Source organism: Candidatus Limousia pullorum (assembly GCF_057405065.1).
Genome location: NZ_CM171614.1, coordinates 2,468,947 through 2,482,550, shown reverse-complemented (window position 1 = coordinate 2,482,550; position 13,604 = coordinate 2,468,947). Strand labels below are relative to the sequence as shown.

Sequence of the window (13,604 nt, the reverse complement as noted above, 5' to 3'; positions counted from 1 at the left end):
ATACGTTTTTAACCAGAGTTCGTCAATAGATTATTTATTTTATCTTTATTTTCGTAAAAGGTTGCGTAAATAAATTTGTTATAGTATAATAAGCGTGATATATTATTTTCTATTTAGGATGTGTAACGTGTGTTTGGTTATGTACAGATAGAAAAAAGCGAATTGCTTGTAAAAGAATACGAAACATACAAGAGTATATACTGCGCCCTTTGTAAAACACTGGGAAAGGAATACTCTGTTTTTGCGAGATTTATTTTAAGTTATGATTTTACATTCTTTGCAGCTCTCAGCATGGGTGTTCATGACCAAAAGGTTTGTTTCAATAAGGGAAGGTGTACTTTTAATCCCCTGAAAAAATGTGTTTTTTGCGGCACAGGTAATGACGATATGAAAAAAGCGGCGGCTTTGTCAGTTATAACCGCTTTTTATAAACTGAAAGATGATATCAGGGACGGGAGAATAGGTAAAAAAATTCGTTCTTATTTTGTTTATCCTTTTTTCTCAAGATGGAGAAAGAAAGCTGCGCAGAAATATCCTGAATATGAAGAAGCAGTATCAGCAATGTCACAGATGCAGGAACAGGTGGAAGAGGATCAGATGTGCCATATAGATATGGCGGCTGAGCCAACAGCCAAAATGCTTGCCTCGGTTATGGAGATGCAGGCTAAAGACGAAATGGAAAAAAGAATATTTTCCGAGCTTGGTTACCACTTGGGAAGATGGATTTATTTCATCGATGCGGTTGATGACTTGGAGAAAGATAAAAAAGACGGCAACTTTAATCCCTTTCTTAAATATATAAAAGATGAGGGAGATAATGAGAATTTAAAAAAATATTGCAATGAGGCATTGAATCAGTCAATGTGTTTGAGCTATAACGCTTACAACCTTGCGGATATCAAAAGATTTAAAGGAATTTTAGACAACATTTACCTCAAAGGGCTTCCTTTTGTTCAGAGGAAGGTTTTATTTGGAAAAGGAGAATTTAATGATGAAGAATCCCTATGAAGTTTTGGGAGTGTCAGAAAACGCAACAGACGAGGAAATAAAAGCAGCTTATAAAGCTCTTGCAAAAAAATATCATCCTGACAACTATGTTGATAGCCCTCTTGCTGATTTGGCAAACGAGAAAATGAAGGAAATCAACGAGGCGTATGACACAATAACCGACATGAGAAAAAAAGGCGGCTCAGCCAACAGCGGTTATTCCGGATATTCCGGCGGAAATTCAAACAGCTATACAGGTTATGGATATTCCGGCAGCAGCCAGTTCCAGAACATCAGAATGATGATAAATTCCGGAAGAATTGCCGAGGCGGAGCAGGCGCTCAACAGCATACCTCAGGCTCAGAGAAATGCCGAATGGTATTTCCTTAACGGTATGGTTATGATGAATAAGGGATGGAGTGAACAGGCTTACAGCTGTTTCAGACAGGCATACACAATGGACCCAAATAACCCAGAATACAGGGCTGCATTTAACAGAATGAACAGCCAGAGAGCTTACGGCGCAGGCGGATACGACCCAAGAGGCGGCGCAGCCGGATGTTCATGCTGTGATATATGCGTAGGTCTGTGGTGTGCAGATACCTGCTGTAGCTGTATGGGAGGAAACTGCTGCTGATTGCGGCAGTTTATCTTTTAATTAGGAATTTTAAAAGAAGGTTTTGAACAATGAAATCCACATTTAAAATTGCTCTCGGCGGTGTAATGGCGGCGTTTTGTATTGTGCTTATGCTTCTTACCGCCATAGTGCCCATAGGTTCTTTTGCTTTGCCCTGCATTGCAGGACTTATTCTGCTTATGGTTTCCTATGAAGTTGGCATAAGCTGGGCAATTCTTATTTATGCTGCGGTGGCAATTTTATCAATACTTTTTGTAGCGGACAAAGAGGCGGCGCTGCTTTTTACAATGTTTTTGGGGTATTATCCTATTTTAAAGGAATTCCTTGATAAAAAAATCAGAAACAAAGCGATTAACTATATAGTTAAATTTGCGGTATTTAATGTATGCGCAGTTTCCGGATTTTTTATAGGCGTTTACTTGCTTGGAATTCCAAAAGAGGGATTTGAAATAAACGGAATTTACCTTCCATGGTTATTTCTCATAATAGGAGAGGTGGCATTCTTTATATATGAAATATGTCTTTCACGAATAAGGGTAATTTACCTTACCGGATTCAGAGACAGAATATTTCATAGGATAAAGTAAGTTTTTTATGGCAGGTGATAAAATTTGAGAAATTTAAGATACAGGCTTCCCATAAGCTTGATATCATTTTTGTTGGCGGTGACTGTGCTTTTTAGTTCATTGCCTTATTCAGTTTCGGCGGAGGAGAGCTTTCAAATTTACTGCACAGGTTCATCGGTGCGTGTGCGTGATGCGGCTTCCCTCAGCTCCAATGTGCTTGGATATTTAGATAATGACCGGGCTGTTACTCTTTTAGAGGACAGCTATAACAGCTGGGCGTATATAGAAACCTCAAGCGGATTGAAAGGATATACAAGCACCAGATATCTCAATAAATCTGAGGGTTCTCAGGTTTCAATGAGTGGATATGCCACAGAGAATATAAATGTTTACAGTGATAAAAGCTCAGGTTCTCAAAGCGTTGGCAGTATTAAGTCAGGGGAAAGTGTTACGGTTACAGATAACTCTGACTGTGACTGGGCGAAGGTTCAGCTTTCCGACGGAACTTCCGGATATGTAAATCAGGATTTGTTTATTGTTGAACTCAAAAAATATGAAGCTCCATCCTTTACTCCGGAGGAAACACCTAATATCAATTCACAGATAACATCTAATATGTATGCCGGCGACTTTGTTTTACTTGAAAACAGTGTGACATTGAAAGAGGGAGAAACATATTTGATTTCACCGACTCTGTCTACAAACTATGGAGCCAGCGGACTTATGTATTACAACAGCTCTGACAATGATGTTGCGTCTGTTTCTTCTGTGGGAAGAATAACTGCAAATAGTGAGGGACAGGCTGTAATAACCGTAACATCTCCCTTTTCCGAAAAAAGCCAGTCGATGAGTATCACTGTTGAAAAAGATGAAAGCAATACAGAGCCTACTCCTGAGCCTACTGAGGAAACCACAGAATCCGAAAGCTCAGGCGGAGATTTCGAAATATTGGAAACAGCGGTTTCCGTATATGTTGGAGAAAGATATTCGGTTAAGGTTTTCGGTGATACAGATTTAAGCTGGAAAAGCTCAAATGAAAGCGTGGCTACAGTTTCAGGGGGAACAATTTACGGAAAGTCCTCAGGAGAAGCCACAATAACAGCCTATAACGGTTCTTATGAGAAGAGCTTTAAAGTGACAGTTACAACACCGTCCTCAGGCGGAAGCATTTCACATACATATATAGAAATTCCGGCAGGAAAATCCTATATGGTGTCCTGTTCAGGTTCCGACGCAGTTTGGTCATCTGACAATACAAGCATTGCGCAGGTTGACTGGGACCCGGTTGGTAGCTCATCCTATGTTTATATAGAGGGACAGAACCCGGGAACAACAGTCATAAGAGGAAAATCCTCTAAAGGAAATGTTTCATGTATGGTAAAGGTTACAGAGGCGGCACCTCAGAGATTTGCCTATACTTCTCCGAACTCCGGATATTCCGGCGGAGTTATGACCTTTATTGCAATAACAGGAAAAGAACAGCAGGCTGTAAAATTTGAAGTGTCAATGGGCGGTGAAAACTTCACTGTTTACGCAGATGAGAAAACCGAAAACGGCGGAACAATTATCTGGAAAGGCACAAAGACCCTTTACTCACCAGGAAAATATTCTGTAGTTACCTATTCTCAGAATAAAAGGGGAGAATGGGAGACATGCAGTGACGGCGTTACAGATGCTTTTGTGACAAGTGTAGACGACCCAAAGAGAACTGTCTGTGAAGAACACAGAACAAGTGATGAGGGTATAGCTCTGATATCAAATTATGAAGGCTTTTTAAGCGAAGTGACAATAGACTCCATAACCGGAAAAGACCCAACTTTGGGATACGGAAAGGTTGTGGGAGTTGGTTCAAGCTTCTATAATCATATAACAAAGCAGGAAGGTTTGGCATATCTTTATCAGACCGTAAACCTTGGATATTACTCAAAAGCAGTCAATAACTATCTGATTTCAAACGGTGTAAAGTTTAACCAACAGCAGTATGACGCTTTGGTAAGTATGGTTTATAATTTGGGTTCCGGCGTTCTGTATGACAGCGACGTTATGGACGTGCTGATATACGGAAGCGGCTCCTCAGGAACAGGTACTCCGTCCGTTGGCGATACAGGAACAATTAACGGCACATATGTTGCCTTTAGAGAGGGCCCGTCCACCAATTACAATAAAATGAGAGAGTTTGAGCTTGGAGAAAAAGTCACACTTCTTTCAGGAAGCACTGACGATTGGTACCATGTAAGGGATTCATATGGTACAGAGGGATATGTATATGCAAGCTATGTGACGTTTGCCGTCGCAACAGGCAGAGACCTCAATAACGTGGATGAAGAAGCCATGAAAGAGGTAACCCTTGTTTATCATCATGCGGGAACAACCTGCTATTGGGGACTGCTTTACAGAAGAATAGACGAAATGGAGATATTCTTCCACGGCGACTATATCCTTGACGGAAGAAATAATAAATATGGTTACCATTATTACTGTCATTTGGACAGCAGTTTTGGTGTGGGATAAAATAATATCAGAGAGAAGGATATAAAATGGATTATGTTTTTGGTTTCATAGGCGCAGGAAATATGGCTACAGCCATAATAAAAGGTCTTGTAGGAAACAGTGTTGTAGAGCCTGATAAAATCTGCGTATGCGATGTGGATATGGACAAGGCTCAGAACTTGTCAACTGAAATCGGTATTGAGGTTGTTTCAGAAGCAGAAAAGCTTGCTGAAATGTGCCATATAATCGTTTTGGCAGTAAAGCCTCAGAATTACGCTGAGGTGCTGGAGCAGATTAAGGGAACAATGACAGAGGAGAAGGTAATTGTTTCAATAGCCGCAGGTATTTCAATAAATTATGTCAGAGAACAGCTTGGTATGAAATGCCCTGTAGTGCGTGTTATGCCAAACACACCATTGCTTTTGGGAAAGGGTGCAACAGCAATTTGCCCCTCTGAAAATGTTTCAACCAGAGATTTCGGAATTGTAAAGAGCATGTTCTCCCTTAACGGAACAGCGGAAGTTGTTGAAGAAAAGCACATGAATAGCATAATTTCCGTAAACGGAAGCAGTCCTGCTTATATCTATATGTTTGCAAAGGCTGTTGTTGAGTATGCAAAGTCACAGGGAATAGACGAGAACACAGCTTTAAAGCTTTTCTGTGCAACCTTGGAGGGAAGCGCCGCAATGCTTATGGAAAGCGGCGATGACCCAGACACACTTATCGGAAAGGTTTGCTCAAAGGGCGGTACAACTATTGAGGCTGTAAATAAGCTCAACGAGAATAATTTCTGCGAAACCATAAAAGAGGCAATGGACGCCTGCACAAAGAGAGCAGAAGAGCTTGGAAAATAATTTTAAAAGTCAAGCAGGCATAAAATTTTAATGGGTATAAAATACATAGGTCAAGCATAATATCCAGTAAAAGGACAAACCAAAAGGAGGATATTATGAAAGGTCTGGTATTATCATTAAAACCCTTTAAACAAAAAGACAGGAATGTTTTGCTGAAAAATCCTGAATATGAGGAAAGCGGAAAAGCCGAACCCCAGCGCAGAACAGCTTCGGGAAGAGGCTTTTTCCGAGATTCCCAGGGAAACCTATCCGGTCATCAGCCGTCTGGAGAAGTCTTTTACAGAGAGCCTAATACAGAATATACGGCGGAAATGTTGGAAAGACCCGATGTACGAAAGCCGGAAAGACAAGTTTATAATCCAAAAGAAAAATATGATATAGGGGAAATCCCGGTACCATTAAACGCAGTAAAAGGGAAAGACAGCGAAAATCTGAAAAAGTACGGAATGTCCGTGCTCTTTGCGTTTGTAGTTTTGCTGGGCGTAATAGCCGGAACAGCGGCAGCCGCCGGCATTGATATGGATATAGTGAAAAGTCTTGAGTTTCTGATGTTTACAAATGCAGGAGAGGGGACAAACAGCAGTCTACAGGTTTTTTCCTCTGCTTTTGCAGTAAACTTCATTTATCTTTCAGTGATTTTTCTTGTTGGACTTTCACCCTGGGGAATGGGAGTTATACCATTTGTGTGTCTTTTCAAAGGCTTTGAAACAGGACTTGTAGCCTCTTATTTAGGCGTTACATATGAATGGGGAATGAATTATTATTTTCTGATTATAGCTCCCGGTATATTTGTGTTTGCTTTTTCAATGATTATACAAAGCGGATATGCGGTTAGAATGTCATCTGCTTTGGGAAAATTTATGTTTACAGTACAGCAGGACAGCGGATGGATCAAGGATAATATAAAGGACTACATGTATAAAAGCGGTTCTATGATGATACTTGCCACCGCCGCATCTTTAGTGAATACGGTTATGTGGACATTATGTTCCAACATGTTTGATTTATAATCGGCAATGTATTTGAATAAGGAATTTTAAAATAAGGGAAGTTTGGTTATGGCGAAAAAATTAAAGACCACCAAGGGTAAAAAGCAATACAGCTTTGAACAGCGCCCCGGAATGATAAAGCTTTGCAAAAGCTATGGCAGTAACTTTAAAAAGCTGTTTTGCGCAAACCTGTTGTTTTTAATACCATCGGGAATAATCGCAGGAGTGCTCACATGGCTTAGTGTAATAACCGGAGATAATCTCATGCTCCTGGCATTTTTATCAATTATCTTTTGTATGCCTTTCTTTGGAGGACTTACAAAGGTAACTGCGGAACTGGCGAGAGGAAACCGTGATATAAATGTATTTCAAACATTTAAGGAAGCTTTGATTGGTAAGGGTCTGCGATTTCTTCTTATAGGTGTTATTCTCTATCCTTTTACAATAGTATCCCTTTATTCCTTCCTGCTGTATTACTACATGTCGGAAGAAATGGTCACAATGTACCTGTTTATGGGATTGTGCGGAATATTTATTGTAATAATACTGTTTGTAGCCTTTTATCTCTGTTCACTCGCCGTAAGCACAGATAAGGGCATGAAGTATGTTTTTAAAAACAGTTTTTATCTCAGCTTCTATAAGGCAAGATATAACTACAGAACACTTTTAAGACTTGTTTTGGTTATAGCCATTGTAGCTCTCGGCGAGTATTTAACCAGCTTTAATCTTGTGGGAAATATAGTTTATTGGTGTGTAATACTTTTGTTTTTGCCTGCTCTTGTTTCCTTTGTTATAAACTTCGGTGTCATAGATTTTATCGACAGAAAGATAAACTACGATTCAGGAATTAAACGAGGCTTGGAGAAAATGGCCCAAAGCCCAGAGGAGATAGAAAAGCAGAGAACGCCGGAAGAAACTCAGCGTGTAGCAGAGAATCTTCAGAGAATTGCAGAAAGCGGAAACGACGACGACTATATTTTCCATAACGGAAAGATGGTTAAGAGAAGCGTTTTGATTAAAGAACTGGAAAGACAGGAGAATTTAGAGGATGGAAGGTAAAAAAGTATTCGGCGGATTGGTGCTGGGAATTGTTTCCGTCATTGTTTTAGGTATAATTCTGACTTTCGTGGTTTTTGATAATGGAAGTACGGAAGCTACAACGGAAAATACAACAGGTGAAACTCAGACGGTTGAGACTGAAGAATCCAGAACAGAGGAAAGCAGTTCATCCACAGAAGAGATAACAGAAGCCACTGAAACAGAAGCAGTAACCGAAGCTAAACCGATTTCCGAGACACAGCAGGAAACAGCAGACAGAACCTCCTGTTACGGAACCTGGAAGCCCTCTAAAGTAGAAGACGGCTTGACAGGGGAAGAGATAAGCTTCAATGAGGCTTTCGGAAATGATTTCTATGAGATTGAAAACGGACTTACATTGTCAGAGGACGGAAGTTTTGAGCTTGTGTTGGGAACAATGAAAAGCGAAGACGAAGGACATGGAACATTTACAATAAATGATGACAGTCTTGAAGTTACATATGCAAACGGCAAAAGTGATATTTTTAATCTGACAAAAGACGGCGACGGAAATATAATTTATATTCTTGTTCCGAGATACAATTTCACAGTTTATTTTGAAAGAGCTTAAAAGTAAAGCACACAGTTTTTAAAGGCTGTGTGCTTTTGTATTTGCTAAAATAATTAAAACTATAGACATAATTTTAAAGAAATGGTAGAATTAAACTTAATAAATAGCAGGAGGGATAGAAATGGCAGATTTGGAAAGATTTCTTAAAGCACAGGAGTACTCTTACGACACTGCGCTGAAAGAAATAAAAAACGGCAAGAAGGTTTCGCACTGGATGTGGTACATATTTCCTCAGATTGAGGGACTTGGAACCAGTTCCACAGCTATGTATTACGCAATTAAAGATAAAAAAGAGGCGGAAGAATATATAAGTAATCCTGTACTTTGGAACAGAATTTTGGAAATTTCCTCGGCGTTGCTTTCCACTGACAGCAGCGACCCATATGAGGTTATGGGATATCCCGACAACAGAAAGTTAAAGTCATCAATGACTTTATTTTACGAAGTAAGCGGAAATGAAATTTTCAAAAAAGTTTTGGATAAGTTCTATAACGGAGAAGAAGACGGATTTACTCTGGAAAAGCTTAATAAGTAATTTATAAAAAAACAAAAACACCGAGTTCTAAGAACTCGGTGTTGATTGGTGCGAGTGACGAGACTTGAACTCGTACGTCATGGACACACGCCCCTCAAACGTGCCTGTCTGCCTATTCCAGCACACTCGCATTTATTAACTTTGTCGGTCAACGTTGATTATTATATCAGATAGCTGAGTGTTTGTCAACACTTTTTTACAAAAAATATTTTTATATTTCTTAAAACTGCTTGATCTCCTATTATTTCAAATTATTAAAAAAACAGCTTGACAAAACAGAGTTATTGTAGTATAACTAAATAAAGGTTAGTTAAAGCTAACTTTTATTTTTAGAAACAAGTTAGTTTAATCTAACTAAATACAAAGAAAAGAGGTTTTTATATGAGTAAAGTAGCAATAGTTTATTGGAGCGGTACAGGAAACACCGAGGCCATGGCTAATTTTGTTGCAGAGGGCGCAAAAGAGGCGGGAGCTGAGGTTACATTGTTTACAGCAATGGAATTTGACGGCGGACTTATGGATAACTTTGACGCAGTAGCTTTCGGATGCCCATCAATGGGAGCAGAGCAGCTGGAGGAAGATGAGTTTGAACCAATGTTTATAGGCTGTGAATCAAAGCTTTCCGGAAAGAAAATAGGACTCTTTGGTTCTTACGGCTGGGGCGACGGTGAATGGATGAGAAATTGGGAAGAAACCTGCAGGGGAGACGGAGCCCAGCTTGTTATGGACGGTGTAATATGCAATGAAGCCCCTGACCGTGATGCTGAAAACGACTGCAAAAATCTCGGAAAAGCACTTGCCTGATTTGTCATTTTTTAATATAATAGAACTATATTATATTAGAATATGGGATGTGCTATGAAAGGTTTGCTGTATGCGTCTTTAGGAACCGGTTTTACATTTTTGATGACAACTTTGGGTTCGGCTTTGGTTTATTTATTTAAAAAAGAACCTGATACCAAGACACAACGTGTGTTTTTAGGATTTGCAGCAGGTGTCATGATTTCTGCTTCTTTTTGGAGTTTACTCTTGCCGGCTATTGAAGAATCTGAGAAAATGGGAGTACCAGGGTGGATTCCGTCTGCATTTGGATTTGCTCTGGGTGTTGTGTTTCTTATGACGCTGAACCTTTTATTGCCTCATCTTCATATAGACCAAAATAAACCCTCGGAAAAGTATATACATAAAAAGCGAACAACTCTTTTGGTGACGGCAGTGACGCTGCACAATATACCTGAGGGAATGGCAGTTGGCCTTGCGTTTGCTTTGGCAATGCAAGAGGGAAATATGGGAAATCTGTCAGCCGCCATGGCTCTTGCCTTGGGAATAGGAATACAGAATTTTCCTGAAGGAGCGGCAATATCCCTTCCGTTAAGAAAAGAGGGACTAAGCCGCACACGTTCATTTTTATATGGAAGTATGTCGGGAATAGTGGAACCTATTTTCGGAATAAGTGTGGTACTGCTGGCAGGAACAGTAAGCTCAATAATGCCTTGGCTTTTGTCATTTGCCGCAGGCGCCATGATATATGTAACAGTTGAAGAGCTTATCCCCGAATCACAGATGGGTGAACATTCAAACCTGGGAACTATTAGTATAATGGTTGGTTTCCTGATAATGATGATACTTGATACAGCTCTTGGCTGATAATGTAAAAATTTTAATACTGCAAAAAATTATGCCGTCCCATATAGGACGGCATTTTATATGTTAAATTTTATCTCAATGTTTACCACAGCAGTGTCCGCATGTTTCGCAGTTTGGGAATTCTTCGGTATTGTAGTCAATGCCCATTTTATTGTAGTAGTCCTGTACAGCCGCTTTTATTGCTTCCTCGGCTAAAACCGAGCAGTGCATTTTGTGAGCCGGCAAACCGTCCAGAGCTTCCGCGACCGCTTTGTTTGAAAGCTTTAGTGCTTCATCTATAGACTTTCCTTTAATCATTTCTGTCGCCATAGAGCTTGAAGCGATGGCGGAACCGCATCCGAAAGTCTCAAACTTTACATCGGTGATTATATTTTTATCTACTTTCAAGTATATTTTCATTATATCGCCGCATTTGGCGTTTCCAACTTCGCCTATTCCGTCGGCGTTCTCAATTTCGCCAAGATTTCTTGGGTTCATAAAATGGTCCATTACTTTTTCACTGTATAATGCCATAAAGCCACCTCATTTCAAAATATATTCTTTTCTGCCCTTTTCTTTGTCTTTCCAAAGAGGGGAGATGTTTCTCAGATAATTTACCACCTGTGGAACAGTTTCAATCATGTAGTCGATTTCCTCTTCTGTGTTGTATTCACAGAGGGAAAGTCTTAAAGAGCCGTGAGCGATTTCGTGTGGTCTGCCTATTGATAAAAGCACATGGCTTGGGTCAAGGGAACCTGAGGTACAGGCAGAACCTGAGGAAGCGGAAATACCTTTTGCATCAAGCAAAAGCAGTAAACTTTCACCCTCTATGCCCTCGAAACAAATACTTACGTTTCCCGGCAGTCGATTTTCTTTGTCACCGTTTAAAGCGGAGTGGGGGACTTTTAAAAGTCCGTCGATAAGTTTGTTGCGGAGAGGAATAAGATAATCTGAATTGCTGTCAATTTTTTCGCAGGCTTCCTCAAAGGCTGACGCCATAGCCATAATTGCTGGAATATTTTCAGTTCCGGCACGCTTGCCTCGCTCCTGTGCGCCGCCGTCAATTAAATTTGTAAGGGGAACGCCTTTTCTTGCGTAAAGAACGCCGATGCCCTTTGGTCCGTGGAACTTATGGGCGGAGAGGGAAAGCAAATCGATGTTTTCCTTTTCAACATCTATGTGAAGATGTCCGGCAGCCTGAACTGCGTCGGTGTGGAAAATAACCCCTTTTTCACGGCAGATTTTTCCAATCTCAGATATGGGAAGTATAGTTCCTATTTCGTTGTTTGCGTACATTATTGTCACAAGACAGGTATCTTCTCTTATGGCGTCTGCAACCTGCTGTGGCTTTATCATTCCGTTTTCATCAACCGGTAAAAGCTCAATTTCAAAGCCTTTCTTTGACAATCGGTCTAGAGTATGCAGAACTGCGTGATGTTCAAAGGCTGTTGAGATAATATGCTTTTTGCCTTTTCTTAATCCTATTTCTGCGGCGGAGATAATAGCCTGGTTGTCGGCTTCGCTTCCGCCTGAGGTGAAGTAAATCTCTTTTGGTGAACAGCCGAGATATTTTGCAATAGTTTCTCTCGCCTGAGATAAAGCTTCGGCAGCCTCCCGACCTACAGAATGTAGGCTTGAGGGGTTTCCGTATACATTTTCCATATATTTAACCATTGTTTTAATAGCAATGGGACTCATCTTTGTTGTAGCCGCATTGTCTGCGTATACTTTCATTTTTGTACCTCCTTTTATTTGGTATCTATTTTACGGCGTTAAAACCGTTTTCAAGGTCTGCCAAGATATCGTCAATGTGTTCGGTGCCGATTGACAGACGTATTGTGTTTGGTTTAATTCCTGAAGCTAACAGCTCTTCCTGTGAAAGCTGGGAATGAGTTGTTGAAGCAGGATGAATTACAAGACTTTTTAAATCTGCAATGTTTGCAAGCAATGAGAAAAGCTCAAGGCTTTCTGTAAACTTTTTCGCCTTTTCTCCGTCGCCTTTTATTTCAAATGTAAATATAGAAGCGGCTCCATTTGGGAAATATCTGTTGTAAAGCTCCTTTTCTCTGCCCTTTGCAAGGGAAGGGTGGTTAACCTTTTCCACCTGCGGATGACTATTGAGAAATTCCACAACCTTTAATGCGTTCTGAACATGGCGTTCAACTCTCAAAGAAAGAGTTTCAAGTCCCTGCAATAAAAGGAAAGAGTTAAAAGGTGAGATTGCCGCTCCCTGATCTCTCATGAGTGTTGTTCTCAGCTTTACAATATAGGCGAGATTTCCGCAGATTTCCGAGAAAACCGTTCCGTGATAGGATGGATTGGGCTTTGTAATTCCCGGGAACTTGTCGTTTTGTGTCCAGTCAAATTTTCCCGAATCTATTATAACTCCGCCCATAACAGTTCCGTGACCGCCTATAAATTTTGTGGCTGAATGAACCACAATATCTGCCCCATGTTCAATAGGTCTTAAAAGATAAGGTGTTGTAAAGGTGCTGTCTACAATAAAAGGTATGCCGTGCTTGTGGGCAATAGCTGAAATAGCCTCAAGGTCGATTACATTTGAATTTGGATTTCCAAGAGTTTCAGCATAGATAAGCTTTGTGTTTTCCTTTATTGCTTTTTCAAAGTTTTCAGGCTCTCTGGGGTCTACAAAAGTAGTTTCCAAACCCTGATCACGGAGAGTATTTGCAAAAAGATTGTACGTACCTCCGTACAAATTCATTGATGCAACAATGTGGTCGCCTGCCACAGCTATATTTTGCACTGCATAGGTGATAGCCGCTGAACCTGAAGCTGTTGCCAAAGCTGCGGCGCCGCCCTCAAGTGCGGCAATTCTCTCTTCAAAAACAGAAGAGGTTGGGTTCATAAGTCTTGTGTAGATGTTTCCGCCTTCGCTTAGGTTAAAACGTCCTGCGGCTTGGGCAGAATCATTAAAGACATATGCTGTCGTAGCGTAAATAGGAACAGCTCTTGCATCTGTTGCTGGGTCCGGATTTTCCTGTCCTGCGTGTATCTGTATAGTTTCAAATTTATAATTCTTTTTCATATAAAATCCTTTCGTCTGCATGTTATTTTCTGTCTGTCAACAGCGGCACATTCGTCCGAAACGATAATTTTTTCTTAAAAGCTTAGAAAACAGTTTAAGCATATAATCATACCTTTCTTATAGGTTAATATGATTATATCTTGATAAACCTATCTTGTCAATAGGAATATGAAATTTATTCCATAAAACAGGACTTAATGAAACGGATAATGATATATTGTTTTGT

At 40.2% G+C, this 13,604-nt stretch carries 14 protein-coding genes and 1 tRNA gene; 11 read left to right on the top strand and 4 right to left on the bottom strand.

All coding sequences use genetic code 11. The annotated features are described in order from the left end of the window. Positions 1–129: 129 nt before the first annotated feature. The 9 genes from CGICJO_RS11610 (at position 130) to CGICJO_RS11570 (ending at position 8,706) form a co-directional block, all read left to right on the top strand. Entirely contained in the window at positions 130–1,008 is an 879-nt protein-coding gene (locus CGICJO_RS11610; protein WP_486499018.1) for a DUF5685 family protein, read from the top strand. After that, positions 989–1,624: a DnaJ domain-containing protein gene (locus CGICJO_RS11605; protein WP_330395796.1), complete on the top strand. Its 636-nt coding sequence runs from the start codon at positions 989–991 to the stop codon at positions 1,622–1,624. The genes CGICJO_RS11610 and CGICJO_RS11605 overlap by 20 nt, the downstream gene beginning before the upstream one ends. A 50-nt stretch (positions 1,625–1,674) precedes the next feature. Continuing rightward, a complete protein-coding gene (locus tag CGICJO_RS11600) occupies positions 1,675–2,211 on the top strand; it encodes a hypothetical protein (RefSeq protein WP_486499017.1) in 537 nt (178 codons plus the stop codon). Between the two features lie 24 nt (positions 2,212–2,235). Beyond that, positions 2,236–4,701, top strand: coding sequence for an SH3 domain-containing protein (locus CGICJO_RS11595; RefSeq protein WP_486499016.1), 2,466 nt, complete (start codon positions 2,236–2,238; stop codon positions 4,699–4,701). A 26-nt stretch (positions 4,702–4,727) separates the two neighbouring features. Beyond that, positions 4,728–5,534, top strand: a complete 807-nt coding sequence (gene proC, locus CGICJO_RS11590; RefSeq protein ID WP_486499015.1) for a pyrroline-5-carboxylate reductase — start codon at positions 4,728–4,730, stop codon at positions 5,532–5,534. A 95-nt stretch (positions 5,535–5,629) separates the two neighbouring features. After that, a complete protein-coding gene (locus tag CGICJO_RS11585; protein ID WP_486499014.1) occupies positions 5,630–6,544 on the top strand; it encodes a hypothetical protein in 915 nt (304 codons plus the stop codon). Positions 6,545–6,592: 48 nt separating this feature from the next. Beyond that, on the top strand, positions 6,593–7,582 hold the full coding sequence (locus tag CGICJO_RS11580) for a hypothetical protein (RefSeq protein WP_486499013.1): 990 nt from the start codon (positions 6,593–6,595) through the stop codon (positions 7,580–7,582). Further along, positions 7,572–8,171 (top strand): hypothetical protein, encoded by a 600-nt coding sequence (locus CGICJO_RS11575; RefSeq protein WP_486499012.1) that lies wholly within the window; start codon positions 7,572–7,574, stop codon positions 8,169–8,171. Before CGICJO_RS11580 ends, CGICJO_RS11575 begins: the two co-directional genes overlap by 11 nt. 121 nt (positions 8,172–8,292) lie before the next feature. Beyond that, complete coding sequence (locus CGICJO_RS11570) at positions 8,293–8,706, top strand: DUF1810 domain-containing protein (RefSeq protein WP_486499011.1); 414 nt, start codon at positions 8,293–8,295, stop codon at positions 8,704–8,706. Positions 8,707–8,752: 46 nt separating this feature from the next. On the opposite strand, the gene CGICJO_RS11565 is transcribed toward CGICJO_RS11570, so the two are convergent. Next, a tRNA-Leu gene (locus tag CGICJO_RS11565) sits at positions 8,753–8,836 on the bottom strand. A 251-nt stretch (positions 8,837–9,087) separates the two neighbouring features. On the opposite strand from CGICJO_RS11565, the gene CGICJO_RS11560 reads away from it, so the two are divergent. After that, entirely contained in the window at positions 9,088–9,510 is a 423-nt protein-coding gene (locus tag CGICJO_RS11560) for a flavodoxin (protein ID WP_087376161.1), read from the top strand. Positions 9,511–9,564: 54 nt separating this feature from the next. Beyond that, the gene (locus CGICJO_RS11555; protein WP_087376162.1) at positions 9,565–10,353 is read left to right on the top strand and encodes a ZIP family metal transporter; all 789 of its coding nucleotides are present in this window, start codon (positions 9,565–9,567) and stop codon (positions 10,351–10,353) included. A gap of 75 nt (positions 10,354–10,428) precedes the next feature. Here the strand turns inward: CGICJO_RS11555 and nifU are convergent, their stop codons facing one another. Genes nifU through CGICJO_RS11540 form a run of 3 tightly spaced genes read right to left on the bottom strand, consistent with a single transcriptional unit; the run spans position 10,429 to position 13,378 of the window. Then, positions 10,429–10,866 (bottom strand): Fe-S cluster assembly scaffold protein NifU, encoded by a 438-nt coding sequence (gene nifU / locus CGICJO_RS11550; RefSeq protein ID WP_486499010.1) that lies wholly within the window; start codon positions 10,864–10,866, stop codon positions 10,429–10,431. A gap of 9 nt (positions 10,867–10,875) precedes the next feature. Further along, positions 10,876–12,066 (bottom strand): cysteine desulfurase NifS, encoded by a 1,191-nt coding sequence (gene nifS, locus CGICJO_RS11545; protein ID WP_486499009.1) that lies wholly within the window; start codon positions 12,064–12,066, stop codon positions 10,876–10,878. 25 nt (positions 12,067–12,091) lie between these two features. Beyond that, positions 12,092–13,378, bottom strand: a complete 1,287-nt coding sequence (locus CGICJO_RS11540) for an O-acetylhomoserine aminocarboxypropyltransferase/cysteine synthase family protein (protein WP_486499008.1) — start codon at positions 13,376–13,378, stop codon at positions 12,092–12,094. Positions 13,379–13,604 lie beyond the last annotated feature (226 nt).

Excerpts from the sequence above, each read along its gene's own strand:
- CGICJO_RS11600 (WP_486499017.1), top strand. The coding sequence starts at position 1,675 with ATGAAATCCACATTTAAAATTGCTCTCGGCGGTGTAATGGCGGCGTTT.
- CGICJO_RS11555 (WP_087376162.1), top strand. The coding sequence starts at position 9,565 with ATGAAAGGTTTGCTGTATGCGTCTTTAGGAACCGGTTTTACATTTTTG.
- nifS (WP_486499009.1), bottom strand. The coding sequence starts at position 12,066 with ATGAAAGTATACGCAGACAATGCGGCTACAACAAAGATGAGTCCCATT.
- CGICJO_RS11605 (WP_330395796.1), top strand. The coding sequence starts at position 989 with ATGATGAAGAATCCCTATGAAGTTTTGGGAGTGTCAGAAAACGCAACA.
- CGICJO_RS11540 (WP_486499008.1), bottom strand. The coding sequence starts at position 13,378 with ATGAAAAAGAATTATAAATTTGAAACTATACAGATACACGCAGGACAG.
- CGICJO_RS11585 (WP_486499014.1), top strand. The coding sequence starts at position 5,630 with ATGAAAGGTCTGGTATTATCATTAAAACCCTTTAAACAAAAAGACAGG.
- CGICJO_RS11575 (WP_486499012.1), top strand. The coding sequence starts at position 7,572 with ATGGAAGGTAAAAAAGTATTCGGCGGATTGGTGCTGGGAATTGTTTCC.
- CGICJO_RS11570 (WP_486499011.1), top strand. The coding sequence starts at position 8,293 with ATGGCAGATTTGGAAAGATTTCTTAAAGCACAGGAGTACTCTTACGAC.
- CGICJO_RS11560 (WP_087376161.1), top strand. The coding sequence starts at position 9,088 with ATGAGTAAAGTAGCAATAGTTTATTGGAGCGGTACAGGAAACACCGAG.
- proC (WP_486499015.1), top strand. The coding sequence starts at position 4,728 with ATGGATTATGTTTTTGGTTTCATAGGCGCAGGAAATATGGCTACAGCC.
- nifU (WP_486499010.1), bottom strand. The coding sequence starts at position 10,866 with ATGGCATTATACAGTGAAAAAGTAATGGACCATTTTATGAACCCAAGA.
- CGICJO_RS11580 (WP_486499013.1), top strand. The coding sequence starts at position 6,593 with ATGGCGAAAAAATTAAAGACCACCAAGGGTAAAAAGCAATACAGCTTT.